Origin of the sequence: Helicobacter salomonis (assembly GCF_017979425.1) — a bacterium.
Lineage (GTDB): Bacteria > Campylobacterota > Campylobacteria > Campylobacterales > Helicobacteraceae > Helicobacter > Helicobacter salomonis.
Genome location: NZ_JAERIS010000011.1, coordinates 1 through 24,521 on the forward strand (window position 1 = coordinate 1; position 24,521 = coordinate 24,521).

The 24,521-nt window shown below is 46.2% G+C and carries 25 protein-coding genes; 5 read left to right on the plus strand and 20 right to left on the minus strand.

Annotation, left to right across the window (positions count from 1 at the left end; genetic code table 11):
* Positions 1 to 68: 68 nt before the first annotated feature.
* Positions 69 to 452: a hypothetical protein gene (locus KCO92_RS03595; RefSeq protein ID WP_210647450.1), complete on the minus strand. Its 384-nt coding sequence runs from the start codon at positions 450 to 452 to the stop codon at positions 69 to 71.
* Positions 453 to 974: 522 nt separating this feature from the next.
* Here KCO92_RS03595 and KCO92_RS03600 point away from each other — a divergent pair.
* Together KCO92_RS03600 and KCO92_RS03605 are read left to right on the plus strand one after the other, a co-directional pair.
* A complete protein-coding gene (locus KCO92_RS03600) occupies positions 975 to 1,589 on the plus strand; it encodes a hypothetical protein (RefSeq protein ID WP_104695438.1) in 615 nt (204 codons plus the stop codon).
* A complete protein-coding gene (locus tag KCO92_RS03605) occupies positions 1,589 to 2,002 on the plus strand; it encodes an FkbM family methyltransferase (RefSeq protein WP_233710458.1) in 414 nt (137 codons plus the stop codon). The genes KCO92_RS03600 and KCO92_RS03605 overlap by 1 nt, the downstream gene beginning before the upstream one ends.
* Here the strand turns inward: KCO92_RS03605 and epsC are convergent.
* From epsC to KCO92_RS03645, 8 genes are read right to left on the minus strand one after another with little or no spacing between them, the layout of a single operon-like run.
* A complete protein-coding gene (epsC, locus tag KCO92_RS03610; protein ID WP_104695440.1) occupies positions 1,983 to 2,492 on the minus strand; it encodes a serine O-acetyltransferase EpsC in 510 nt (169 codons plus the stop codon). The two genes, KCO92_RS03605 and epsC, sit on opposite strands and share 20 nt — an antisense overlap.
* Positions 2,473 to 3,396 (minus strand): cysteine synthase A, encoded by a 924-nt coding sequence (cysK, locus tag KCO92_RS03615; protein WP_104695441.1) that lies wholly within the window; start codon positions 3,394 to 3,396, stop codon positions 2,473 to 2,475. The genes epsC and cysK overlap by 20 nt, the downstream gene beginning before the upstream one ends.
* A gap of 46 nt (positions 3,397 to 3,442) precedes the next feature.
* A complete protein-coding gene (locus KCO92_RS03620) occupies positions 3,443 to 4,582 on the minus strand; it encodes a sigma-54-dependent transcriptional regulator (protein WP_104695442.1) in 1,140 nt (379 codons plus the stop codon).
* A gap of 1 nt (position 4,583) precedes the next feature.
* Entirely contained in the window at positions 4,584 to 5,015 is a 432-nt protein-coding gene (locus KCO92_RS03625; RefSeq protein ID WP_104695443.1) for a hypothetical protein, read from the minus strand.
* Positions 4,981 to 7,434 (minus strand): DNA gyrase subunit A, encoded by a 2,454-nt coding sequence (gyrA, locus tag KCO92_RS03630; protein ID WP_104695444.1) that lies wholly within the window; start codon positions 7,432 to 7,434, stop codon positions 4,981 to 4,983. Before gyrA ends, KCO92_RS03625 begins: the two co-directional genes overlap by 35 nt.
* Positions 7,410 to 7,748 (minus strand): diacylglycerol kinase, encoded by a 339-nt coding sequence (locus KCO92_RS03635; RefSeq protein WP_104695445.1) that lies wholly within the window; start codon positions 7,746 to 7,748, stop codon positions 7,410 to 7,412. The genes gyrA and KCO92_RS03635 overlap by 25 nt, the downstream gene beginning before the upstream one ends.
* Positions 7,745 to 8,587, minus strand: a complete 843-nt coding sequence (locus KCO92_RS03640) for a hypothetical protein (RefSeq protein ID WP_104695446.1) — start codon at positions 8,585 to 8,587, stop codon at positions 7,745 to 7,747. Before KCO92_RS03640 ends, KCO92_RS03635 begins: the two co-directional genes overlap by 4 nt.
* The gene (locus KCO92_RS03645) at positions 8,587 to 9,570 is read right to left on the minus strand and encodes a lipid A deacylase LpxR family protein (protein ID WP_233710456.1); all 984 of its coding nucleotides are present in this window, start codon (positions 9,568 to 9,570) and stop codon (positions 8,587 to 8,589) included. The genes KCO92_RS03640 and KCO92_RS03645 overlap by 1 nt, the downstream gene beginning before the upstream one ends.
* 74 nt (positions 9,571 to 9,644) lie before the next feature.
* Between KCO92_RS03645 and KCO92_RS03650 the strand changes: the two genes are divergently transcribed.
* The gene (locus KCO92_RS03650; RefSeq protein ID WP_104695447.1) at positions 9,645 to 10,793 is read left to right on the plus strand and encodes a pyridoxal phosphate-dependent aminotransferase; all 1,149 of its coding nucleotides are present in this window, start codon (positions 9,645 to 9,647) and stop codon (positions 10,791 to 10,793) included.
* Here the strand turns inward: KCO92_RS03650 and KCO92_RS03655 are convergent.
* Both KCO92_RS03655 and kdsB read right to left on the minus strand, forming a co-directional pair.
* Positions 10,790 to 11,704: an ATPase, T2SS/T4P/T4SS family gene (locus KCO92_RS03655; RefSeq protein WP_104695448.1), complete on the minus strand. Its 915-nt coding sequence runs from the start codon at positions 11,702 to 11,704 to the stop codon at positions 10,790 to 10,792. The genes KCO92_RS03650 and KCO92_RS03655 overlap by 4 nt on opposite strands.
* Positions 11,698 to 12,393, minus strand: coding sequence for a 3-deoxy-manno-octulosonate cytidylyltransferase (kdsB, locus tag KCO92_RS03660; protein ID WP_104695478.1), 696 nt, complete (start codon positions 12,391 to 12,393; stop codon positions 11,698 to 11,700). The genes KCO92_RS03655 and kdsB overlap by 7 nt, the downstream gene beginning before the upstream one ends.
* 255 nt (positions 12,394 to 12,648) lie before the next feature.
* Here kdsB and modA point away from each other — a divergent pair, with 255 nt between their 5' ends.
* Complete coding sequence (gene modA / locus KCO92_RS03665) at positions 12,649 to 13,392, plus strand: molybdate ABC transporter substrate-binding protein (protein WP_104695449.1); 744 nt, start codon at positions 12,649 to 12,651, stop codon at positions 13,390 to 13,392.
* The gene (modB, locus tag KCO92_RS03670) at positions 13,392 to 14,063 is read left to right on the plus strand and encodes a molybdate ABC transporter permease subunit (RefSeq protein WP_104695450.1); all 672 of its coding nucleotides are present in this window, start codon (positions 13,392 to 13,394) and stop codon (positions 14,061 to 14,063) included. The genes modA and modB overlap by 1 nt, the downstream gene beginning before the upstream one ends.
* Here modB and KCO92_RS03675 read toward each other — a convergent pair.
* The 9 genes from KCO92_RS03675 to KCO92_RS03715 form a co-directional block, all read right to left on the minus strand.
* On the minus strand, positions 13,989 to 15,218 hold the full coding sequence (locus KCO92_RS03675; protein ID WP_104695451.1) for an epoxyqueuosine reductase QueH: 1,230 nt from the start codon (positions 15,216 to 15,218) through the stop codon (positions 13,989 to 13,991). The genes modB and KCO92_RS03675 overlap by 75 nt on opposite strands.
* A 754-nt stretch (positions 15,219 to 15,972) precedes the next feature.
* Positions 15,973 to 16,473, minus strand: coding sequence for a ferritin (locus tag KCO92_RS03680; protein ID WP_104695452.1), 501 nt, complete (start codon positions 16,471 to 16,473; stop codon positions 15,973 to 15,975).
* Positions 16,474 to 16,565: 92 nt separating this feature from the next.
* Entirely contained in the window at positions 16,566 to 18,470 is a 1,905-nt protein-coding gene (gene feoB / locus KCO92_RS03685; protein WP_104695453.1) for a ferrous iron transport protein B, read from the minus strand.
* A gap of 361 nt (positions 18,471 to 18,831) precedes the next feature.
* A complete protein-coding gene (locus KCO92_RS03690; protein WP_199766022.1) occupies positions 18,832 to 19,461 on the minus strand; it encodes a class II aldolase and adducin N-terminal domain-containing protein in 630 nt (209 codons plus the stop codon).
* The gene (locus KCO92_RS03695; RefSeq protein WP_233709714.1) at positions 19,458 to 20,240 is read right to left on the minus strand and encodes an ATP-binding cassette domain-containing protein; all 783 of its coding nucleotides are present in this window, start codon (positions 20,238 to 20,240) and stop codon (positions 19,458 to 19,460) included. The genes KCO92_RS03690 and KCO92_RS03695 overlap by 4 nt, the downstream gene beginning before the upstream one ends.
* A 30-nt stretch (positions 20,241 to 20,270) precedes the next feature.
* The gene (locus KCO92_RS03700) at positions 20,271 to 21,239 is read right to left on the minus strand and encodes a catalase family peroxidase (protein WP_104695455.1); all 969 of its coding nucleotides are present in this window, start codon (positions 21,237 to 21,239) and stop codon (positions 20,271 to 20,273) included.
* A 12-nt stretch (positions 21,240 to 21,251) separates the two neighbouring features.
* Entirely contained in the window at positions 21,252 to 22,370 is a 1,119-nt protein-coding gene (locus KCO92_RS03705) for a TerC/Alx family metal homeostasis membrane protein (RefSeq protein WP_104695456.1), read from the minus strand.
* A 1-nt stretch (position 22,371) separates the two neighbouring features.
* Positions 22,372 to 23,142 (minus strand): PP-loop family protein, encoded by a 771-nt coding sequence (locus KCO92_RS03710; RefSeq protein ID WP_104695457.1) that lies wholly within the window; start codon positions 23,140 to 23,142, stop codon positions 22,372 to 22,374.
* 11 nt (positions 23,143 to 23,153) lie between these two features.
* Positions 23,154 to 24,503 (minus strand): MFS transporter, encoded by a 1,350-nt coding sequence (locus KCO92_RS03715; RefSeq protein ID WP_104695458.1) that lies wholly within the window; start codon positions 24,501 to 24,503, stop codon positions 23,154 to 23,156.
* Positions 24,504 to 24,521 lie beyond the last annotated feature (18 nt).

Consider the following 24,521-nt stretch of genomic DNA (forward strand, 5'->3'; position numbering starts at 1 on the left):
GTGGAGGCATTTTTAAGTCCCTTGCTCTGTTCTAGTATTAGGCTCAATCCCTCTTGCAAAGTTCCCATCTAAACCACCTTGAAAGCTTTGGTGTGCACAAAGACATCTTCAGGCAAGAGTCCCTGCTTGATGAACTCTTGTTTCTTGCGCTCTAGCTCTACCTGGGTGTAAAAGCGCATCTGGGCTTGGGTGTACTCCATCAAAGCCACACTCTGCTCTTGCAAGATTTTAAGGGCATGGGTTTGTATTAAGCTTTGTAAGTGGATTTGGGCTTCTAATTGCATCTCTCTTAGGGTGCGTAGATGAGAGCTATCTTGCAGGGCTTGGAGTACTAGCTTGCGCACATAACTAAAGGATTCTTGTTCAAACTCTTTGGCAACAAGCTTGCCCAGTCTGGTGCGTGCCTTGTGGTAGAAATCATCATGCTGGGCTTGCAGAAAAGAGAGGTCCATCTGCTTAATGGCCTGTTCAATGGCTCCTCTAAAGTCTTGTTCTATGATGGCACTATAATGTGTTTCTAATTCTGTAATGAATTCTTGGATGGTCTGTTGGCGTCTAGTGATTGTTCTATAAGTACCTCCTTACTCAAGCGGGTATTTTTTTTGGAAGTTTCATGTATGAGGACGAGAAGTTTTTAAGGAATTATAATTGTAGATTAAGGGTTAAGCAGATCAAGTCATACAATTGCCCTGTTCGACTTAGTACCTATTCTCCTCTCTTTACACCACCATGGATTGTAAATAACAAGAGCTGTACGAAAAAACTCTATTCTTTAGGACTTAAGATATAACCACGCGACAATTTTTAGTTGTGCTATAATTACCGCATTTGCCCTCTGTGGTACGGAATGACCTTGTAAACGTTTAAATGTGGGGTCTTTCGTGTTAATGTCCGCGGGGTGTTTTTAGTTGGGAAGCCGCTCCTTTTGGGGGGTGTGTTTCACAAAAGCTAGAATAAAGGTTTTTGGAGATGTCATGCAGGCTTTAGCACGATTCGTTTACAAAAGGCTTTTAAACGCCCCTAATCGTGTAGTGTTTAAATTGTGGACCTATGTTCACCGCGGGTTATTAAAACTAGGTGATCCTCAGATCACTTTAACTTTCCGTGGCGTCACTTTTACCATGCCCTTTGCCCACCCGGTTTTTATTTGCCAAAAATATTACCCCTGTTACGACACGATCTTAAAGGGCATTGCCCAACATATCAAGGATCGGTATGGGCGTTTGTCCATGGTGGATGTGGGGGCTAATATTGGGGATACAGCGGTTTTCGCACAGGTGGATGGCGGGGCTTATATGCTTGTGGAAGGGACGACAAATTACGGTGACCTCATCCATACCAACTTAAGTCAGAATCTGCAAACCCCCCTGTACACTGACCAAAACCATCCTAAAAATGCACAGCGATACTATACAAAAACTCCCCAAAACCAAGAAGATAAAAGCTTTCTTGTGTACACAGGAATATTCCTGGGAGAGAGCAATGACTCTCAAGATCACAGCTTAAGGATGAAAGACGGGACGGCTAGTCTTGTGCGGGAACTCAACACTCAACACTCAACACTTCAATCCGCACACTGGATAGTCTGATCCAAGAATGCGGCTTTACCCCTAATTTTATTAAGATTGACACCGATGGTTTTGATTTTAAAATCATGCGGGGTGCGGAACAAACCCTACAAAAGTTCAAGCCTGCGCTTTTCTTTGAGTGGGATCATACCTGTTTAAGTGCCCAGGGCGAAGTTTCTACCGGGATTTTTCCACTGCTGAACAAATTCGGCTACGAACAATTGATTATTTTTGATAATTATGGAAACTTAGTCTGCACGCTTTCTAGTAAGGATATCCTTAACCTCTCTTTGTTAATGGATTATACTCGCTATTCCCAACAAAACCTTGTGCCCTTTTTCGATGTACTAGCCATCCACAAAGACAGCCTCTTTTGCTTTGAAGATTATAAGAAAATCTATGATTCACAAGCCCTCACTTCTCAAGCATTTTAGCCTTTGTACCTACCGCTGTAGCCCCGCTAGGTAAATCTGAAACTACCACCGCATTAGCCCCAATTTTAACATCATTCCCAATCGTGATCGCGCCTAACACCTTCGCGCCCGCTCCCACCACCACGCGATCACCCAAGGTAGGGTGGCGTTTGCCCTTGAGCTTACCCGTGCCTCCTAGAGTTACCCCATGATAAATGGTTACATCATCCCCAATTTGAGTAGTTTCCCCAATCACCACGCCCATGCCATGATCGATGAACAAGCCCCGTCCGATCTTTGCTCCCGGGTGGATTTCTATCCCGGTAATAAAACGCGCCAACTGCGAAAGTGCACGGGCAAGAAAGTAAAAACGCTTTTTGTGCAAAGCGTGGGCCAGGCGGTGGGCAAGCAGAGCATGAATCCCCGGATAGAGCAATAACACCTCCCATTTATTGCGCGCGGCAGGGTCTTGGGCTAGGGCGCGCTTTAGACTATAGTCCAAATCCAGCATCATAAAGTCCCGTAGAGATGTATTTTTCTCCTCCATCAGGGGCGATGGCCAATACGGATTTCCCATTGCCAAAACGGCGCGCTACTTGCAACCCGGCAAAAATGGCCGCTCCTGAAGAAATACCCACTAAAATCCCCTCTTTTTCTCCAAAGAGTTTAGCCGTGTGCATTGCATCGCGCTCATCTACGGCGATCACCTCATCGACCACGCTTTTATCGTAATTGCCCGGTACAAAGCCCACACCAATCCCCTGAATCTTGTGCGGGCTATGCATGCCTCCGCTTAAAATAGGCGATTGGGCGGGTTCTACCGCAATGATTTTAGCGTGATGACTCTGCTCTTTAAATTTGCGTCCCACACCTGCAATCGTACCCCCCGTGCCCACGCCCAGCACAACCGCATCTACGCCGGGCAAATCTTTTAAAATCTCTTGAGCAGTGGTGTCGTAGTGTTTTTGGGGATTGGCCGGGTTTTCGAACTGCTGGGGAATAAAATAACCCTCTTGTTGCCCTAACTCTAAGGCTTTATCAATCGCCCCCTTCGTGCCTTTCGCTCCCTCTGTTAAAATCAGATCTGCCCCATAAGCCCTAATGAGCTCGCGCCTCTCAATACTCATCGTCTCAGGCATCACAATCACCACTTTATAGCCCTTGAGTAGCCCCATTAAGGCTAGGGCAATGCCGGTATTCCCACTGGTAGGCTCGATGATGGTCATCCCCTTAGTCAGTCGCCCATCCTTCTCTGCTTGCTCGATCATTCCCAAAGCGGCGCGATCCTTAACACTCCCACCCGGATTAAACTTCTCTAGCTTCACAAAAAAATCTGCCGATCCCTCTTCTAAAAGGTGGTTAGTTTTCAAAACGGGGGTATGCCCAATGAGCTCCAAAGCATTTGTATAAACCATTTTCAATCCTTTCTATACAAGATGCCCCATGAGTAACACAAAGAAGTTAACTTCTCTCTAAAAAGAGATCCTTTTCACTAATTTGCGCTCCCTCGCTCAAAATGGCCGCACGCTCTACCACGGAGAGCAATTCGCGGATATTGCCATGCCATGTATAACTTAGCATACACTCCTTAGCCTGCTCGCTAAAACTCTTCTCCCCTAAATCATAAGCGCACAACACTTCTTGTAATTTCCACTCCGCTAAGGGCAAAATCTCTTCCTTGCGCTCTCTAAGCGGGGGGATTTTAAGCGGGATGGTGTGCAGTCTGAAAAATAAATCCTCTCTAAATTCCTTAGCGTTGATCTTTTCTTGAATATTAGTATTAGTAGCAGCTATAAAGCGCACATCAATTTTGATAGGCTTATGACCGCCTAACCTTGTAATCTCCTTTTCTTGGATCGCCCTTAAAAGTTTGCTCTGCAATTTCAAGGGCATTTCGCTAATCTCATCTAAAAACACGCTCCCCCTGTGTGCGCTTTCAAAGAGCCCTGCTTTGGCGCTGGTGGCATCGGTGAACGCGCCCTTTTCATAGCCAAATAATTCAGACTCTAAAAGGTGTTCAGGGATAGCTGCCATGTTAATCGCCACAAAGGGCGCACCCTTGCGCTTAGAGTTTTCATGGATAAAGTGAGCAAAAACTTCCTTACCTACCCCGCTAGGTCCTTGTAAAAACACGCTCGCATCAGTAGCTGCTGCCTTAAGGGCTTGTTTTTGTACCGCCTCTAGGGCCTGCGAAGTAGCGATGAAAAATTCCTTTTTACACGCCTTATTGACCGGGTGAACTTTATGAAACTCCAGGACCTTTTTACTACGATAAATGGACTCCAAGAGCAATTCAGGCTTAAAGGGCTTTTGAAAAAAGTCTTTCACTCCTAGGCGAATGGACTCGATAGCTTTGTTAAGCGTGGCGTTCCCCGTAATCACAATCGCTTCATAACGCCCCTCTAATTTGCGCAAGAACTCCAGTCCGTCCATTTGGGGCATATTAATGTCAGTGATGATGAGCTCAAAACTCTCATCTAAAGCCTTAAGAGCGTCTTTAGGGCTCTTAAAGGCGATCACCTCCAAATCCTCCTGGTCGCTAAAAAAGAGCTCCAAACTCTTGCGCATGTTAATGTCATCTTCTACAATGGCAATTTTCATGCTATCTCCTTGTATAAATTTCAAGCACTAATAAGCCCCCCTCTAGGTGCACATTAGCAGGGGCAACCATGCGTAAAGTGGCGTTGTTCTGGTTTTGAGAATTTGTATTAAAACCACTGCTTTCAATGCGTACCTCGCCTTGATACAGACAATCCACCACCTCATCTTGGTAACTTTTTAACAAAATGTCCAGCAAAAAAGGCTCTTGTTTGGGGGAAAGTTTGGGCTCATTGATCGGGATTTCACATGTATAGTGTACCTTGTTGGTATGATCTCTTAGCGCGCGCGTGATCCCAAAAGCTTGACGCTTGGCAACCCCATTGTGCACCTGCATGGCATAAGAGATTACAAACTCCTGCGCGTGCAAAAACCCCACCAGACACACCAATAAAAAGGCTTTACTCGACTTCTTCTTTAGGGCAGGTGCTCGCATAGACCACCTCATCACTCTCTACTTGCACCAACTTAACCCCGCTGGCATTGCGCCCGGTTTCGCGGATTGTCTCCATAGGCATGCGAATCATTTTTCCGCTTTTAGTGAGCAACATCAAATCCTGCCCCTCATCCACACTCACAATCCCCACGAGGTTACCCGTTTTAGGTGTGATCTTCATCCCAATCACACCTAGCCCACCTCGCCCTTGTGCGCGATAAGCTCCTGCTAGAGTCTGTTTGCCTATGCCCTTAGAACTCACACTTAGCAATCGTTGTTCATCTGAACAAACTCCTCCTGCTCCGATCACAAAATCTCCCTCTCTTAAGCGCATACCTCTAACCCCCCTAGCCACGCGCCCCATTTCACGCACATCCTCTATGCCAAAGCGGATACACATCCCCTTAGAGCTGGCCATAAAAAGTTCTTGTACACTAGAGTCGATGATCTTGGCCGTAACCAACGCGTCATTTTCCTCTAATACAATCGCGCGCACCCCCCCTCGAATACGCCCAAAGGCACTGAGCTCTGTGCGCTTGACAATGCCATTCCTAGTAAAAAACACAAGGGATTTATCCGCGTCAAAATCCTTAGTGGGGATGGTTGCCTTGATACTCTCCCCGGGTTGCAAATCTACCAGATTAACCAACGCGCGCCCGATGGCGTTACGCCCCATTTCGGGGATTTTATACACCTTGAGCCAATAGAGTTGCCCGGTATTGGTGATAAATAAAATCGTGTCATGGGTGTTGGCGATGAAAAAAGACTCGATAAAGTCGTCTTCATGGGTGTTGCCCGACATCTTGCCCTTGCCCCCGCGCCTTTGTTGCTCATACACTTTTAGGGGGACGCGTTTCACATAGCCCTTATGACTGATGGTTACAACCATGTCTTCATGAGCAATCAAATCTTCAATGCCGATTCCCTCATAATCCTCTTCAATTTGGGTTTTTCTAGGGGTGCTAAATTTCTCTTTAACCTCTAAAAGCTCTTCTTTGATCAAGGCGTTGAGCTTGTCCGCGCTCTGCAAAATTCCCTCTAAAAGCGCGATTTTTTCTTGTAATTGAGCGTGTTCGCTGGTGATCTTTTCTTGCTCTAGCCCTGTCAGGCGTTGCAAGCGCATGTCTAAAATAGCCTTGCTTTGCTCCTCGCTTAAATGGTGGGTTTGCATGAGCAAGTCCTTGGCCCCCTGTGCGTCTACACTACCTTTAATGAGCGTGATCACTGCCTCGCTGTGCTGCAGGGCAACCTCTAAGCCCTCTAGGATATGTGCGCGCGCTTTGGCTTTTTCTAGTTCGTGAATAGTGCGCCGAATCACCACGCTTTTACGGTGCACTAAAAAGAGTTTTAACAACTCTAGGAGATTAAAAACGCGTGGCTCTTTATTGTAGATAGCGAGCAAGATAATACTAAAGGTGATCTCCATGTTGCTAGATTTATAGAGATGATTGAGCACAATTTCAGAAAACGCGTCTTTTTTGAGCTCAATGACCACGCGCACTCCCTCTCTATCGGATTCATCGCGCACCTCTGCGATACCCTCCACTACCTTATCTTTGGCTAGAGTGCTGATTTGTTCCACCAAGCGCGCTTTGTTGATCTGATAGGGGATTTCCTCAATGATGATAGTCTCGCGGTTATTGTGTTCTTCTACCCGACTTTTGGCGCGCACCTTAATGCGTCCGCGCCCTGTACTATAAGCCTCTAAAATCCCCGCTTTGCCACAAACCACTCCCCCCGTGGGGAAGTCTGGTCCCTGCACAATGTCTATAAGGTCTATTAACTGGACCTGGGGATTTTCCAGCACACAGATCAGCGCATCGATGATCTCATCGGGACGATGGGGAGGGATGGAAGTCGCCATCCCCACAGCAATCCCACTGGAGCCATTGATGAGCAAATTAGGCAGACGGCTAGGCAAAATGTCGGGTTCTTGGAGAGTGCTGTCGTAGTTAGACACAAAGTCGATGGTGTCTTTGTCTAAGTCTCTTAGAAGCTCCTCGCTAGGAGCTGCCATGCGCGCTTCAGTGTAGCGCATCGCAGCGGCATTATCCCCATCGATTGAGCCAAAATTACCCTGCCCATCCACAAGGGGCAAGCGCATAGAAAAATCTTGTGCCATACGCACTAAAGCCTCATAAACCGCGCTATCCCCATGGGGGTGGTATTTACCAATCACATCCCCTACAATGCGCGCGCTTTTTTTATAGGGCACTTTAGAGCCTAAGCCCAGTTCATGCATGGCATATAAAATGCGCCGGTGTACGGGTTTTAGTCCATCTCTAGCGTCAGGCAGAGCGCGCCCCACAATCACGCTCATGGAGTAGTCTAAATAACTCTCTTTTAGGGATTCTTCAATGCGAATGTCTTCAATCTTGGGTTGCAAAACTTCTCCTAGAATACAAAATAAGCTCCCCATACGAGCGCGAAAAACACCAGAGCGATCAGTTGGGCAGCACTGCCCATGTCTTTGGCCTTCTTAGCTAGGGGATGTTTGTGGGTACCGGTAAAATCTACGGCGTTTTCAATAGCACTATTGAGCAATTCGACCACCACGCACAACACTCCGGGCAACACCAACAACGCAAATTGTGCAAAGGTATGCGCCACAAAACACGCCCCCACAAAGCCCAAAAGTGCGAGCAACACGACTTGTTTAAAAGCAGGCTCGTCATGAAAGGCCGCCTTTAAGCCCTCCTTAGAGTAAAGCCATGCTTGTAAAATGCGTTTCAAGGGTGCACCTGTAGGCGTAAGTGGGGCAAAAACTCCCAGGGATTATTAAAAGAGTCCAAAGCTTTAAAATTAGGGTCTTTGTTGTGTAAAGTGAAACCGAAGTGATCTCTTTCATTCTTGGCAAAGGCGTTAAAGGCTTTGATCAATTCTTGGGCGTGCGCGACTTCTTCTTGCAAACCCGCCACCATTAAGCCCACAATCACCACACCTTGAAAAGATTTTTGAATATCTGCTAGAGCTTTATTATAGTCTTTTGGGTCTTTGAGATCGCCCGACTCCTTTAAAAGCGGCAATAAGATGGCCTTAAAATCCTTGCTATTCAAGTCTACATCGAGGGTCTCTACATGCGCTTGCAACGCTTTAAGATCATTGGTTTGTAAGAGAGATTTGAGATTGAGGGGCTTTTGGGGGTCTTTAAGTCGGGCTTTTAATCCCAGTGTATACCCCAAATTTCCAGGAGCCTTGCAATGACTCTGGGTGAAGAGTTCTTCGTTTTTGAGCTGGAGGGCTATAGTGCAATGTGCGCTTTTGGGGGCCCATTTCTGCGTGCTGTGGATGTGCTCTACATCTAGGCCAAACTCTAGTCCATGTGATTTGACTTCGCTCAATCGCACAACTATAGGACCCAAATTAGGATTTTTAACCCCCTCGCTCACGCATCTAATGTGTTTAAACCCCGAGCATTCAAAGGGAGCAGCATGGATATGAGGAGCTAGATGATTTAGACTTTCTTGTAAAGTTTTCTTAATATCATGGCTGAGTTTAAGCCCCACCCCCAACAAGCCCACTGCCAACAACGCTCCTGCAATCACGGCAATACGCAATATTTTTCTTCCCATCAAAATGCAATATCCAATTCTATACTCCCAATATTGTGGTTACGGGGTTGGTCTTTAAAAGTCTTGCTCAAATCAATCGCGCTAAAGGAGAGTCGCGTGCCCCTGTAGGCAATGGCGATCCCAATTTCAGCATTATAGAGAAAATAGGGCAGAGCAGTGATTCCCCTTGTAGTGGGGCTATTGCCCTGCACAAAAATATCAACGGGTTGGAATTTCCCTGTTGCCCCTGCAAAGATATATAACGAAAATTTATCGCTCACGGGCATCCCCCCGCTAAAACCCGTGTTGATCTTATTAGGTCCAAAATCTACGCTCAGATTATAGCCCAAGCGCAACATTGAACCCACCTTGAAATGCGTGATTGCATTGCCCAAATCCATGCCTGCCCCTGCAAGCATATCCACATCAAAAAAACGACTCTTAAGAAGGGGAATTTTTTGTAGCCAAGAATAGTGGAATTGAAAGATAAATTCGTTGGCAATCTGAGAACCCCAACCTAAGAATTTTGGGTCATGCGCCCAAGTGTGGATCAAATCCTGGGTTCTGCCTGCTAGAGAGCCCGGCCCCACAGTGCCCATAGAGATAGCCAAAGTTTCTAGGGTGTGCTCACTTCTTTGCAAGATTCCTAGTTGGGCGCGCAACCAACCCCCATAGAGATGATCACCTCTTACTGGGGTGGTGAGTGTGCGGTGGGCTAGAGTGGGGGTGAACATGGTTTGGGTTAGATAGAGGGTGAAGCGCGTTACCTTGGGCTTTTTGATCTGCAAACTCAAATAATCCATCCAAGACATTTTGGACTGCTTGAAATCGTATTCCTTGCTCGCCCAGCCGATGCGCGTGCCCGCCGTATAATAACGATCGATGTAGGGGTTGATATACCCATCATTCTCAGTGAGCAAATCGATGTACTGCTTTTTATAGGCACTTGGAGAGGCCGCACTTAAGCTGGACAACAAAAAGAGCAAGGGGGGCAGGCAACGCATGGGTTTTATTATAGCAAATTTTCATGTTTTGACTGCTAGCATGCATGCTTGTTTATACCAACATAAGGATTCCTATGTATTCCAAGCAAATCACCCAGATTCAAGAGTCCAGCACCATTGCTATCACTACTTTAGCCCAAGAATTGAAAGCGCAGGGCAAGGATATTTTGAGTTTTAGTGCTGGCGAACCCGATTTTGATACCCCAGAAAGTATTAAACAAGCCGCTGTTCAAGCTATTCAAGAAGGACATAGTAAATACACTCCTGTCAAAGGAATTCCAGAACTGCTTAAAAGTGTGAGTACGAAATTTCAACAAGAAAACCAACTCGATTACCGCCCCGATGAAGTGATGCTTTGCAATGGGGCTAAGCAATGCCTCTTTAATGTATTCCAAGCTCTGCTTAATCCGGGTGATGAGGTGATTATCTCTACACCCTGCTGGGTTACCTACCCCGAGTTAGTGCGCTATAGTGGAGCTAAAGCAGTGTTTCTACCCACTACTGAAAAGAGCGGTTTTAAAATCACTCCCGCTCAGCTAAAAAGCGCACTCGCACCCCAAACTAAATTTATCGTGCTGGCTAGCCCTTCTAACCCAACTGGCATGGTTTACTCTAAAGAGGAGCTTGAAGCTCTAGCCCAAGTGATCGCCCCCTCTAACGCCTTCGTAGTGAGCGATGAAATTTATGAAAAACTGGTTTATGATGGCGCGTTTTACGCCTTTGGGGCGTTGCCGGGCATGTTGGAACGCACCATTACCATTAATGGACTTTCCAAAGCCTTTAGCATGACCGGCTGGCGCGTGGGCTATTTGGGCACCAAAGATAAAACTTTACTCAAGCACATGGTTGCCCTGCAAAGCCATAGCACTTCTAATATCAATTCTATTGCCCAATACGCCGCGCTTAAGGCTTTAAGTGGAGTGGCTAACGCCGATGTGGAACGCATGCGCCTAGCCTTTAAGGAACGGCGTGATTTGGCTTGTGCGAGGATCAACGCCATTCCTGGTCTAAGTTGCCTCAAACCCCAGGGAGCCTTCTATTTGTGGATTAAAATCCCAGGAGCTAGTTTGGAATTTTGCCAAAACCTTTTAAAAGACCAAGGGGTCGCGCTCGTGCCCGGAGTAGCCTTTGAGATGGAAGGTTTTGTGCGCATGTCCTATGCCTGTTCCATAAAGCAAATCGAAAGTGGGCTAGAGAGATTGCAAAAGTTTATGCACGCTTAGAGTTGTTGGGCTAATAACACTTCTTGGATGACATGGGCTTGGTCTTGTTTGCACACCTGAATCACCACATCGATCGCGCTTTTCACATAACGCTCAACAATGTTTAGGGGGAGGCGTTGGTGGTTACCCATTTCCAAATTGAGCGCGATAGCCTCCAATACCTGATCGACCCCATTAGCATGTAAAGTAGCCAGCATTCCCTTATGCCCCGTATTCCCAAAACGCAAGAAAAGCAGGGTGTTACGAGTATCAATTTCCCCCACCATCAAGCGATCGGGACGCATGCGCACCGCCATATTGAGCGCGTCTTCATAGCGCAGGTTTTGCTCGCCCTTGTTCACCAAGAGTCCCACAGCGTTTTCAAAGCCACTCAAATCCAATTCCTGGCTATCTTCCACACTCACAACGCGCGTTTGCTTAGGGACATAGGCTAGAAGGGCGTTGAGTAGGCTTGTTTTTCCACTCGCCGTGCCCCCGCTAATGAGAATATTATACCCCTTGCACACCATGTCTTGTAAGTCCGCATAATTATATGCACATTGCGCCCCGAGTCTAAAGGCTTGTAGACTGAAAGTTCGCGCACTGGGCACACGGATATTCAAGCTAATTTCTTGGGTGGTTGTGATGCTGAAGTGATTAGCGCTCACGCGGTAACGACTAAAGGGTAGAGAGGCATTGAGCATGGGATACTCTCGATCAAAACGCATGCCATAATAACTGGCTAATTGTTCGCAAAAACGCAGTAAGAAACCCCTACTCAATGCGGGCTCTTGCACTTTTTGACACGATCCATCTAGCTTATAAAGCCAAATCTCCCTCTCTCTATTGCTCACAAGTTCGCTAATGTCACTCTGCAAATAGGGGTTTAGCGCCTCAATATGCGCCTGCAACACCCGATGGGTGGTCAACATCGTCTTAGAGCAAGCTGGAGGTCTTGGGGGGTATCAATGCCTATACTTTGGCTTTTGACAACGCTGACCCCAATGGGTTTATGGTGGTAGAGCGCGCGGAGTTGCTCGAGTTTTTCAATTTCTTCTAAGGGGCTTTTTTCCAGCGCGCAGAATTCCAAGAGGGTGCGCGCACGAAAACCATAAACACCAATATGCCCGTAGAAAGGGCATTCCCGCCCATCACGGCTGAAGGGAATGGGTGCGCGTGAGAAGTAAAGCGCGTGCTGTGCGCCCAAGACCACTTTGACCACATGGGGATCGCGGGCTTCTTCTGAGGCAATGATCTTAGCGCAGGTGTGCATAAAAGGGGTTTTTTGGGCGTGCTCTAAGAGAGTGGCGATCACCTCAGGTTCTAAAAAGGGTTCGTCAGCCTGCACATTCAACACCACGCTCTCAGGCGCAAGTTGGAGGATTTGGCAGGCCTGCGCACAGCGATCCGTGCCACTTGGGTGCTCAGGGCTGGTTAAAATAGCACGTAAGTTAAAATCTTCACACACCCGCAAAATTTTCACATCATCGCACGCCACTACCACCTCATCTACTTTCTGGGCATTACGAGCCGTGCGCACCACCATGGGCAAGCCCTTGATGTCTGCGAGGAGCTTTTGGGGAAAGCGACTGGATTGTAATCTGGCAGGAATTAAAATCATGTCCCCATGGTAGTCTTTTTGAGCTGAACTTGCAAGGACAACAATGGGCGAGTCCAAATATCTTTAGCATTTTGAGAGCTTCATGGGATTTAGAAGGGCATTTCATGTGTATCTTGTGCTACAATGCTTAATGTGAGTTGTGCATTCTCGATAAAGGTCGATACTTCAAGCCTATGCGGGTGTGCAGGCCAGTAAATTAACGCTAGTTATTCCCGTAGTTTAAGCCTGCGGGCTTAACGCAAATGGGAAATGGATATGTTGGGGTTTATATCGCGGTTTTTAGGGGTGGCGTTGTTGGTTCTCTCTGTGGGCATAGCCAAAGAAATTAAAGAGGTTCATGTCGCTGGAGCGGCTAATCTCACGAAGGCTTTGGAGGCTATCAAGCAGGCTTTTTTGAAAGAACATCCGAGTGTCAAGGTGTATTTGAGTTTTGGGTCTTCGGGCAAGTTATATAATCAAATCCACCAAGGTGCGCCCTTCGATCTCTTTGTGAGTGCAGATAAAAAACGCCCCCTGCGCTTGAGTGAGGACAAAATTACCCCCTACACGCCCAAGGTTTACGCAAAGGGTGTGCTCGTACTTTGGAGCAAAACGCGTGTGATACCCTCCTTAGAGGTTTTGAAAAGCTCTTTTGAGCACCTTGCTATGGCTAATCCAACCCTAGCTCCCTATGGCAAGGCTAGTATGGAAGTGCTTGAAAAACTCCAGCTTGCCCAAATTCTCAAGCCCAAAATTTTACTAGGCAATTCCATCGCCCAAGCCAATCAATATGTTGCTAGTGGAGGAGCTGAGCTAGGCTTTAGTGCGTTATCCTTAATGAGTCGCCACGATTCTAGGCGCTATTACATCGTGCCCAAAGAGTATTACCAACCCATTGAGCAAGCTCTAGTACTTACCAATGCGGGAGGAAAAAACCCTCTTGCCAGAGAGTTTGAGCAATTCATTCTTGGGCAGATAGGGCGTGATATTCTAAAAAATTACGGCTACATTGTGGATTAGTGGATCACGCCTTTTTCACCACTCTCAAACTCACCTTTGCCCTAGCCACTTGCACAACCCTCATCTTGCTCCCCATTGGACTAACTTTGGGGGCTTATTTGGCTCACAGACAGGGCTTGCTCAAAACTCTTTTAGAAACCCTCACTTGGATGCCCCTAGTGCTCCCCCCCACAGTGCTAGGATTCTATCTTTTATTGCTCCTATCCCCCACAAGTCCCCTCGGGGCGTTTTTAGCAAAAAACCTACACTTACGCTTAGTCTTTAACTTTGAGGGGCTCGTCTTGGGCAGTGTGATTTTTTCTCTGCCCTTTATGGTCAACCCCATCCAACACGCTCTAGCTAATTTACCCCCCTCAATCAAAGAAGCCAGCTACACTTTAGGTAAGGGCAAAATTTTTACCTTTTTTAGAGTGCTCTTGCCCAATATTAAACCCAGTTTGTGGTTGGCGATTACCACTACTTTTACCCATACTATTGGAGAATTTGGAGTGGTGATGATGTTAGGGGGGGATATTGAGGGAAAAACGCGCGTGGCCAGCGTGGCAATCTTCATTGCTTCAGAAGCTAATGAAGACGCGCTGGCTAATCAATACGCCTTAGTACTCTCTAGCGTGAGCTTTGCTTTGCTCTTTGGGATACTCTGGTGGCAAAAGAGGAGTAGGGTGCTCTAGTAGGTAAAAGTTTTTGTGCTCAAAAAATTGTGCAACAATCTGCACGCGGACAGGGGGATGAGCGCTTCTAAAAATCCCTAAATCTTGGACAATGATCAGGGGTTGAATACTCTCCCCACCCACGAGTCGCTCGCGCACATAGAGCTCTTGATCGTAACACAACTTCAAATCTGATAAGGATGTGGGCGGTATTTGGAGCAGTGCGCTAACTCCGCGCATATCTAAAAATAGCGTGTCATCTTTAGGAGAAAGCCCCACCTCCAGCGTGAGGGGTTTAACCTCTAAGTTATGCTCTTTAGCGAGTAATTTCTGGGCTAAAGTAGGTTCAAGCGTGATAACTTGGACGCGCAAATCTTTAATAAGGACCTTTTTGCTTGTAGAGCGGTTGAGAATCACACTGGGGAGGAGCTCTTGATCCAAGTGCACATGGGCGCGTAAGAGAAGATAGCTTAGGGCACTTTGCTGCAGAAGCTCATAACCCTGTGCGTGTGCTTCCAAGACATCGCGTCGTTTAAAAAGTTCTAGGCGGCGGGGAATGCCAGCAGGATGGATTTGACCATTGAGTGGGCTCATTAATTCAATACAAGGCTTATCTTGTGCCTCTCTTTGCGCGTTTAAAGCAAAGCGACATCCACAGTAATTTTGTCGGTAGAGTTTATCCCGCTTAGCCATGGCATTCTGTCTCTCCACCCCTCCCTTAGCGCGCGTGTTATGGTAAATAAATTCTAAGCCGTAACGCGCTCCAATTGCTTCACCCTGAGATTTAAGAATAATCTGTTCTTTCATGGGGCTGGAGAGTAGAGTCGTGCTAAAGTGCTCAATTCCGAGCATTAGAGCCATTTTGGCACTGGCCTCCAGACGCACATCAAAACAGACATTGCAACGAGCTCCCTTTTCACGCTCCTCCTCCAATCCTTGAATAGCCTGTAGCCAGGCATCCAGCGCATAATCCCCTTCTATAAGAGCCATATCTAGCATTTTGCACGAACGCTTGGCATCTTGCAGACGCAACTGGTATTCCTCATGGGGATGGATATTAGGATTATAAAAAAATCCGGTAAACTGCGTTTGAGGGTAGAGTTGCCGCAGTTCTTGTAAAAAGAAGTGGCTATCCACTGCACAACAGATGTGTACCAACATTTTAGGACAAGTCATTTTTTTAGCACCATGTAAATGTAATAACCCACCCCTCCTACCAACACTCCTCCTAAAAAGATGAGCATCAGAACATCTAACCATCCCATCAGGATCCCTTTGAGGCTTCCTATTCAAGCGCAACTATTCTTACAGACCTATAAAATCCCACAAAACTTTGCAAAAACCTACAAAGCTAGGATTTCTGCTGTCATTCTCGTTCCATCCACACCTGCTCTCACCAAAACACAAGATCTTGCCCTTTGGTTTTGAAGGTGTCAAGCGTTCCGCATGTCTACAAGCGCCGATGTAGCGGACTCTGCCTACCAAAGACAATGTTTATTTTAGCAAAAATTGGGATTTTTGTGGAAAAACAAAGCTATAACGAAATTCCACACGATTTTATAGAATTTTATCTGAACGCGCGTAAAACTCCGCCCTTTAGGGCTTAAGATGTAAGCGCACTCTAAGAAAAGAAAGGCTAACCTTGCAATAGGTAAGTGAGGTTAGTGAAAACCTGATGTGGCAGAGTTGGATGCGCTCATTCTGGCCACTAAAAACTAGCACGATGACAGGTTGGCAACTAATCTCCGCCCATATCAGTGGGTCTGTAAGTCTTTTGGGTTAGGGACTAGCCTTGCGGACTATAAACAGCAAAGCCTTTGTCAGCTCAGAAACGCTGGTTTCTGTTAGTTAGGAAGCTCCTCCCTTTAGGGAGGGGCGGTTCACTCAACTGTCTCCAACCCCCATAGAGAGGGGGCAGAGAGGCAGAACCTTACTTTTTGTCCTTAGCCAAAGAGTGGATGTATTGGTCGGCCAAGTACAAGCCATGCCCGCTTTCACCCATCAACTTAATTTTGTCCAAAATATTCTTGAAGAGCACTTCTTCTTCGTGCTGTTCAGCCACATACCACTGCAGAAAATTGAAAGTAGCATAGTCTTTGGCAACAAGCATTTTGTCCACAAGAGTGTTGATCGAATGTGTGATGTGCTGTTCGTGCTTGTAAGCCTTTTCAAAGACTTCAACTAAACTTTTAAATTCGTGTTCGGGGGCCTTGACCTCTTTGAGCTGTACACCCACTTCGTTCTCATTCAAGTAAGTGATGATTTTGGTGGCATGCGCATACTCATCACTTGCATGTTCAAACAAAAACAAGCCAGCACCATCAAAACTATGGGTGTAGCACCAAGAACTCATGCTCATGTACAGATTAGCTGAGAAGAACTCGTCCATCACCTGCGCATTAAGCAACTTAACTGTGTCTGAAGGCAACATGAAAACTCCTTTGTATTAGTTTGTATCATTATTATAGTATAAATGAGAAACAAAGTCAAGGGTTTTGGAACCCTTTTCTCAAAAAGTTTACTTCATAAGAACGCTCCTACTAAAAATTTGGTCACATAGTAGGCGATACAAGAGAAGATATAGGCCACTATTGTGGTGAAAGCGAATAGGTAGAACACGAATTTCGTTCCTCCAGCCTCCTTGCCAAAGGTAATTGTGGCAGCAAAACAGGGAATGTAAAACATCACAAAGACGATAAAGGCAATGGCAGAGGGGGCATTGACATGTTTTTTGAGCGCTCCACGGAGGGACTTAGAATTCTCATCAGTATCCCCGAGCGAGTAGAGAACACCCAAGGTGGAAACCACTACCTCTTTGGCCATAAACCCTGCCACTAACGAAACGGAAAGTTGCCAATCAAAATCCATCGGCTTGAAGAGAATATCAATACCGCGACCCACGCGTCCTATCAGACTATTTTCTGTAATGTCCTGCTGTTTTTTTTCTTCAAGAGCTTTGATAGCCTCCTCTTTGGCACTAGCCTCTAAATTACCCGCTTCAATGCGATCTATCTGTGCCTGGTAATTCTCTAGCACCTTAGCGTCCTGAGGGTAGTTAGAAGCAAACCAGATGAAGATTGCCCCCCCTAGGATATAAGTGCCCGCTTTTTTAAGGTAGGAGATACTTTTTGTGTAAATGCTATACCAAACGACTTTGGGACTGGGCATGCGGTACTTAGGCATTTCCATCACAAAGGATTCTTCCTGACCTCTAAAGACACTTAGTTTTAAAAATTTGGCCATTAAAAGTGCCACAACAGCACCCAGTACATAGATCAAAAAGAGAACTAAACTGCCATATTTCTCCGGAAAAAACGAACCCACAAACAGCACATAAATAGGCAAACGCGCGCTACAGCTCATAAAACCGATTACAAAGAGAGTTACCAGGCGTTCATGCTGGTTTTGCAAGGTACGGGTGGCCATGTAAGCGGGCACAGAACACCCAAAACCCGTGACAAGAGGAATAAAACTCTTGCCATGCAGACCAAACTTGTGAAAAATTCCATCCAATAAGAATGCTACACGACTCATATAACCCGTGGCCTCTAAGAGCGAAATACCCAAATAGAGCACCACAATCAGTGGCAAAAACGAGAGCACTGCCCCCACGCCTCCAACGATACCATCACCCAAGAGCGAACCAATTTGCTCATTGCCTGCATGTGCCTTGATAGTGTCTGCGAGCCAAGCAAAACCATCGTCCACGTAAGTTTGTAGCCCTCCACCCACTAAAAAACTCATATAAAAGACCACAAACATAAATGCCAAGAAAATGGGAACACCATAGATGGGATGCATGAGGTATTTATCAATGCGTTGTGTGTAAGTGGACATACCCTGTGTGCGGCGACAGACCTTGTTGGCCAAAGCGCGACAGAATTGAAACGCCTCTTCTTTGGAAGCAGCGGGGAGATTTCTCATCTCTTTTCCGTTGCGGTGCAGAGTAATGAGCTGATCTAAGAGAGGATCCATGTTAAAATGTGTACTGGCAGAGGTGGGAACACATGGCACGCCTAGGTCTTTAGAGAGTAGGTCTATGTCAATCTTCAACCCCTCTTTTTCAGCCTCATCCCACATATTGAGCGCCATGAGCACCTTGTGAGGGGTGTTGAGTAGCTGGGTGCTCAGACTCAAATTGCGTTCTAAATTGGTGCAGTCGAGCACATTTAAAATGAGATCGAAGCGTTCATTTTCTAAGAATTGCTTACTCACTTTCTCTTCAATGGTAAAATCATTCAGGGCATAAATGCCTGGAAGATCCACGATCGTGATTTTAGTGTCCTTGTAGGTGGTGCTTACCTGCATTTTTTCTACAGTAACTCCAGCAAAATTCCCTACCTTTAAGTGCGCTCCGCTGATTGCATTGATGAGGGAACTCTTGCCTACATTGGGTTGTCCCACTAACGCCACGACGATTTCTTCCATCGCTCAACTCCAAAATCTAATTTTAATTCTTAAAATCAGTCGCGGATTATAGTACATAAAGCTGAATTTTTACTGACATACCTAGAACAGAATAGACCCTTGTAGAGAAATATATGGTGAAGCAAAGCAACCAGTAGGTTAAACTTCAAGCCAAACTCTATATTGAGACTTGACGCACTTCCCATAGCTTGAGTTACGCGGGAGATTGCTAGATTATCAAGATTTGCTCGCCAGACGGGTTTTAATGCCTCGAGTTTTTAAAAAGTGGAGCGGTAGAAAAGGCTATTATCAAGAATGTTGTATGCAATTCTGATTAACTAGCACTACAAGAAGGTTTTTTGCGTTAGCTGTGGAAAGTGTTTCAAACTTCAAAACGTTTGTTGTTTTCATAGCCATGATCCATTAGATGTGCTAGCTGCAGGATTCGACAAGCGCCTTCCAGGAGATCAAAAATTTTGAGTAAACCCTGCAGTTCGCGTTGATATGCCACGACTCCGCAGCCTTTGATAAAGATATAGGGCTGCGCATTTTCTTGTAAATAACGCAGGATATCCACTGGAGCGCGCTCTTGCCAATCTTTGTAGCTCTTGGGATCATAAATTTCTATTTTCTGCCCCAATAGAGCGCAGCCCAGGTAGTCTAAAGGAATCAGGTGTGTATGCGTGAGAGAGTAGGCAATGGCATAGGGAGGGCGTGCATAGGCGATAAAACGGGCTTCGCTAAAAGATTGATAAATGCTAGCATGGATGGATGTATCACTGCTAGCCTCTTGCCAACGATAATCTGGTGTGTCTTGTGAAACAATGAAAGAGTCTGTATCCAAATTATCCAAGATGGCATCGTGCTTATTGATCACGAAACGGCGCGTGCTGATCCGTGCTGAAATTGAGCCCTTGAAAGTGCTAAAAAAGCCATTCCTAAACATGGAGAGAGAGACTTTTTGGAGTTGCTTCAATAAAGCAATCTCCACTTCGCGCACATAAACATTCATGGCGATCTCCTAAAAGAAACCCATGCTAAATCACCCGAGTTTAGGGTCGGTGGAGATTTGAACGCAAGGGTAAGAGTATGAGAGTCTTGGCAGAGCACCTTAGCCAGCAAGCCTAACGCGCTTGATTGTTCTAAAAAGCGCTCCCATGTACTTATGTTACAGCGGTGTATGCCTTGCTTAGCATCGATGTGCACCACATAGTCAGCAAGCGCATAGGCTTCGTGCAAATCATGGGTAACCAAAAGAATTGTGAGTTTAAAATGCGTGCTCAAACGCTTAAGTTCAGCTTGAAATTTAGTGCGTGTAGGCATGTCTAGCGCGCTCAAGGGTTCGTCCAATAATAAGAGCGCGTGAGGGGTTTTAAGCGCACTCAAAAGAGCGCGCGCAAGAGCCACACGCTGTTTTTGCCCACCTGAAAGGGTGTGGATGGATCGCCCTAAGAGTCCTGCAAGTTCCATGAAATTCACTACTTCCTGCAACATATGCGAATCCTTGTTGCCAAAACGCAAATTATCATGCACATTTAAATGAGGGAAGAGAGCCCCATCTTGAAAAACAAAACCTAGCGCGCGTTGCTGGGGAGGCATGCAAAATCGTCTTCGTGTGTCCAGCCACAAGGTGTTTTGGAAACGCAAAGTGCCTTGATCGGGTTGCTCAAGTCCTGCAACAAGGCGCAATAGCGTGCTTTTGCCAACACCTGAGGGCCCAAATAACACACTAATTTGTTCTGAAGGAAGGGAAAAATATGCCTCCAAACAAAAGGAGCCCTGCGCGCCCATTAACTGTTTGCTTAGAGCAAGTTCTAACACCTATTGCCGTCTTGAGAAAGTGATTCCATAAACTTCGTTGCGGACTTCAAAGAGGGGGTCTTTGGGTGGTTCAATTCCATTAGGCAGAGTGCTCGGCATAAAAACTTCTGGATTGCATCCATGTCCGCTATAAGCACTCACTTCTAAATGCCCTAATTCCACTTCTTTATGCTTGCCATGCCATAGCTTAGTGGTGTCATCAATGGGGTCTTTAGGATTGGCCAAAATGAGAGTCAATTTATAGTCCACGGGACGTTTGGCTATTTGATCTTTAAAATCCTGTTCTAAAAAGTTGCCCTTGGCTTTTTTTAAAGCTTCTGGGCTTAAGGTGCGCACACCCTCCAAGGGCTGTAGAGTAAAGCGGGCTGGTATCAGCTCGCCCTTGGAGTCTTTAAAAAAGAAGGTATGGATGCTGTAATAGGGGGTGTGTGCCACACTGGAAGTTACTCCCACGCCCTGCATATAGTGGGCAAAATTGCGATAAGAGGGCACTTTTTGAGTCATCTCCTTAATGTAGGCGTGATCGACCTTGCCCTCTTTGGGAATACGCATCTCAAAGAAACGCCCAAATTCTTCTGGAGTGCGCGCAAAATTAATTGGGGTATTAAGCATGACCATGGTCCAAGTTTCCTTGGAGCCTTCCAGAGTTACAGCGATGCCCCGCACTTTAGAGGCGTCGCTCGCATGTAAATTACCCCCGCCTAGCGAATAGCGTACCTGCGCTTTAAGAGAGCTATCTTGTAAAAGAGGGATTTGAAATTTTGCCGCATTTTTAGCATAGGACACAAAGCGTCCTGTGGCGCAGAAACCCTTGGCATGGTTGATTTTTTTATGTGGCTGTGCAGACTCGCCATTGAGGCGGTAAAAAATGTCGGCGATCTTTTGTGCATTGTAGACCTCTGTGGCGTAGGCGCAACTCAATAGTGCCCCAAATAGTGGGATCAAAGCCCATTTCTTAAAACTCTGCATATAACTCCTCCTCTAATCTTTCTGCTTACTCTCTAAGTCTTGTAATTTTTGCTCCAGCACACTTATGCGTTGCTCTAAGTGTTCTAGTCTTGTATCTGCGTGCGGAGATTCTTCCTGAACTGTTTGCTTTTTGAACAAACTGAGCAGCACACCCCCGCCCAGCACCCCTAAAACGATGTAAAGACTGGCCGTGGGACTGATTTCCAAGCCAAATCCAAAAAGATGCTTGGTCGCGCCTAAAATGAGCTTGAGGCTGATAAAACCTAGCACGATCACCACGCTTTTTTCTAAATAGACTAAATAGCCTTTAAGCACTTCTAGGACAAAATACAAGCTGCGAAGCCCCAAAATCGCAAACATCATCGCGCTGTAAATAATCAAGGGTTCTTTACTCACGGCAATCACGGCAGGCACGCTATCAAAGGCAAACATCACATCACTCAATTCGATTACGGCAAGACAGAGAAATAGGGGTGTAGCGATGAGTTTGGCCTTTGCAAAGGCGCTTTGGCGGTGGAAAGCGTCCACCTCTTGGCCCTCTAAATCCTTTTCTAAATTCTGTAATTCTGACTTTTTGAGGAAAAAATCATGCCCAACCAATTTAGGGTAAACAGGGAAAAACTTATACACTAGTTTGTAGGCCATGTGCTGGGAATAGTCTTCTTCCTTGTGCTCTGTCTCTTCCTGATTTTGATTCTTGAGCATGACCACACAACTATAGCCGACAAGAACGCCAAAGAGAATTTCTATATAACCTGAGAGGTGCAAGAGACCGCTGCCAATCAAGACAAAGATCAATCTAAAAATAATCGCCCCCAAAATGCCGTAATAGAGCACACGGTGGCGGTAAATATCTGGGATTTTAAACCATGCAAAAATGGCCATAATCACAAAGAGATTGTCTACAGAAAGGGCCTTTTCTAGCACATAACCCGTTAAAAAGAGCGACATACTCTCCTTGCCATCATGCCAGAGCAAGTAGAGTGCAAAGATCAAAGCTGTGGCGACCCAAAAAATAGACCAAAGTCCTGCACTCTTGAGAGTAACCACTTGGTCTTGTTGGTGCGCCTTGAAGTCAATAACAAGCGCAACCACCATGAACACAATGAATACAAGTACATCCAAGCCCATCTCATGCCCCCTGGGCGTCTAAGAATGCACCATCACTAAAGCTATTGGCGTGCACATTGCAAAAAGCGTTTTTAAGTGAAGTAAAAAGAGTAGGATTATTGCGCTCCATTTCTTGTAAAAAATACTTGGTAGCGGAGCGGGCAATGGGGGGTTTGTCTGAATCGGGTTGTTTAGCCGGACAATTGCAATCAGGGGCGGTGGGGATGTTTTGGGATTTGACAAAGTCAATACTTTGGCGCTCACGGATGTGAATCAACGGGCGGATCACAAAGAGCCCATTTTCGGCCTTGTAAATGGGAGGCATGCTCCGTAAACTCCCATTGTAGGTGAAATTCATAAAGAAACTCTCCACAGCGTCATCCAGGTGATGGGCTAGGGCAAGCTTGTTGTAGCCATTTTCAAGGGCATAATTGTAGAGCACTCCCCGACGCATGCGCGAACAAAAACTGCAATAAGAACTCTGTTCGCGTCGCTTTTCGCGGATGGTTTGGGCAATATTGGTGTGCACAATCTCATAGGGGATGTTTTGCTCAACACAGAGCTTGGAGAGCCATGCTAAATCTTCATTCAGACCATAATGCACGGTAACAGCCTTAAATTCGAATTGAAAGGGAGCATGCGCTCGCATGCGCGCAAGCAAGCAGGAGAGTAGGATCGAATCCTTGCCTCCGCTCAAACCTACCAATACTCGATCACCCTGACTGATGAGCTCATAAGTCGCGTTAGTGCGCCCGACAACATTGAGAATCTTTTTACTGATCGTGTAAGACATGCATATCCTTTTTAAGTGGAGTAAGGTTTTCTAAACGCTTTAGAGTATTGAATAATCTGTTCTTCACTGAGTGAAGAAGCATCGTATTTGACAATAATGGTGTTTTGACTTTCGTTGACATACCATTCAATGATCCCGGGAATTTCTTCTAAATTGCTAAAGCGGGCACGCTCAAAAGCATCTAAGGGGAAGTAGACATTTTTCTGTTTGTTAGGATTGTTCATGCAGAGTACCAAGACAATCCACACCGCACAAACCCCCACTACAATGCACGCCGATGTTTTGACTCCCAAGTGCGTGTAGCCTATTCCCCCTAGGAGGCCGCCTACAAAAGAACCCGTGTAGCCATAGGTAACAAACATACCCAGCACCAGTCCACGCTGGTGGGCTTTGGCAAATTTACTCGCCAGGGATTGCATGATGGGTTCTAGCGTGCCAAAACCCGCAAAGAAAACCATGATTCCAGTGATAAAGAGCCAGGCAGTGGGGGATTGTATATTATGATCGGCATAAGCTAGACAGGCATAGGCGATTAAAAACATGCACACGCCGACTAAAAGCACGGCTTTGGCTTTGCCAAATTTCTCGGCAATAATGGCTGCAGGTGCCATGCTCACCATACCCAGCAGCGCCCCTGCTGTGTAAATTTTCCAGAGTACACCCTTGTCCATCTTGAACTCGTGCACAATGGCTAGGGGAATTAGTACAAAGATTAAGGTCATTAAACATTTTTCAAAGAAAGAACAGCTGTTGATGATCAGAATATCTTTGTTTTCCAATGCAGCGCGGATTGTGGGTTTTTCTTTCAAGGCGTAGAGAATCTTGGGGGTTTCTGGAACTTTGAGCATGAGTGCCATAGAGATCAGACTTAACAAAGCCGTTAGCATGAAAAGCCAACGCACTCCAAAGGCCATCCCCATACTTGGTCCGATGACCATTGCTGCTGTGAAGCTCAAAAAAATTCCACCGCCCATCAAAGCCATGGCATGGGTGCGTTTTTCCTCGGGCACAGCATCTGCCACCATCGCACTCAACACCCCGCCCATTGCCCCCACTCCTTGCACCAAACGCCCCACTACTAGCCACATAATAGTGTGGGCAAAAAAACAAATGACAGACCCCAATGTAAAAATACCTAGACACCATAAAACCACACTTTTACGGCTATATTTGTCGCTCAGAGCACCAATGGGGGTTTGGAAAAGAATTTGGGTTAAATACGCACCCCCCACCGCAAGCCCCATCACCAACCCGCTGGCTTGGAAACTTGCCGCATAAAGGGAAATGACAGGTAGAACAATGAAAAGCCCTAAGAAGCGTAAAGAAGACACAAAGACTAAAGGCGAAATTTGTGGGAGCATCATGCTAACCTTAGCAGA

Coding starts and splice junctions, on each gene's coding strand:
- KCO92_RS03595 (WP_210647450.1), bottom strand. CDS start 452: ATGGACCTCTCTTTTCTGCAAGCCCAGCATGATGATTTCTACCACAAG.
- KCO92_RS03600 (WP_104695438.1), top strand. CDS start 975: ATGCAGGCTTTAGCACGATTCGTTTACAAAAGGCTTTTAAACGCCCCT.
- epsC (WP_104695440.1), bottom strand. CDS start 2,492: ATGCTGGATTTGGACTATAGTCTAAAGCGCGCCCTAGCCCAAGACCCT.
- cysK (WP_104695441.1), bottom strand. CDS start 3,396: ATGGTTTATACAAATGCTTTGGAGCTCATTGGGCATACCCCCGTTTTG.
- KCO92_RS03620 (WP_104695442.1), bottom strand. CDS start 4,582: ATGAAAATTGCCATTGTAGAAGATGACATTAACATGCGCAAGAGTTTG.
- KCO92_RS03625 (WP_104695443.1), bottom strand. CDS start 5,015: ATGCGAGCACCTGCCCTAAAGAAGAAGTCGAGTAAAGCCTTTTTATTG.
- gyrA (WP_104695444.1), bottom strand. CDS start 7,434: ATGGGGAGCTTATTTTGTATTCTAGGAGAAGTTTTGCAACCCAAGATT.
- KCO92_RS03640 (WP_104695446.1), bottom strand. CDS start 8,587: ATGGGAAGAAAAATATTGCGTATTGCCGTGATTGCAGGAGCGTTGTTG.
- KCO92_RS03645 (WP_233710456.1), bottom strand. CDS start 9,570: ATGCGTTGCCTGCCCCCCTTGCTCTTTTTGTTGTCCAGCTTAAGTGCG.
- KCO92_RS03650 (WP_104695447.1), top strand. CDS start 9,645: ATGTATTCCAAGCAAATCACCCAGATTCAAGAGTCCAGCACCATTGCT.
- KCO92_RS03655 (WP_104695448.1), bottom strand. CDS start 11,704: ATGTTGACCACCCATCGGGTGTTGCAGGCGCATATTGAGGCGCTAAAC.
- kdsB (WP_104695478.1), bottom strand. CDS start 12,393: ATGATTTTAATTCCTGCCAGATTACAATCCAGTCGCTTTCCCCAAAAG.
- modA (WP_104695449.1), top strand. CDS start 12,649: ATGTTGGGGTTTATATCGCGGTTTTTAGGGGTGGCGTTGTTGGTTCTC.
- KCO92_RS03675 (WP_104695451.1), bottom strand. CDS start 15,218: ATGACTTGTCCTAAAATGTTGGTACACATCTGTTGTGCAGTGGATAGC.
- KCO92_RS03680 (WP_104695452.1), bottom strand. CDS start 16,473: ATGTTGCCTTCAGACACAGTTAAGTTGCTTAATGCGCAGGTGATGGAC.
- feoB (WP_104695453.1), bottom strand. CDS start 18,470: ATGGAAGAAATCGTCGTGGCGTTAGTGGGACAACCCAATGTAGGCAAG.
- KCO92_RS03690 (WP_199766022.1), bottom strand. CDS start 19,461: ATGAATGTTTATGTGCGCGAAGTGGAGATTGCTTTATTGAAGCAACTC.
- KCO92_RS03695 (WP_233709714.1), bottom strand. CDS start 20,240: ATGGGCGCGCAGGGCTCCTTTTGTTTGGAGGCATATTTTTCCCTTCCT.
- KCO92_RS03700 (WP_104695455.1), bottom strand. CDS start 21,239: ATGCAGAGTTTTAAGAAATGGGCTTTGATCCCACTATTTGGGGCACTA.
- KCO92_RS03705 (WP_104695456.1), bottom strand. CDS start 22,370: ATGGGCTTGGATGTACTTGTATTCATTGTGTTCATGGTGGTTGCGCTT.
- KCO92_RS03710 (WP_104695457.1), bottom strand. CDS start 23,142: ATGTCTTACACGATCAGTAAAAAGATTCTCAATGTTGTCGGGCGCACT.
- KCO92_RS03715 (WP_104695458.1), bottom strand. CDS start 24,503: ATGCTCCCACAAATTTCGCCTTTAGTCTTTGTGTCTTCTTTACGCTTC.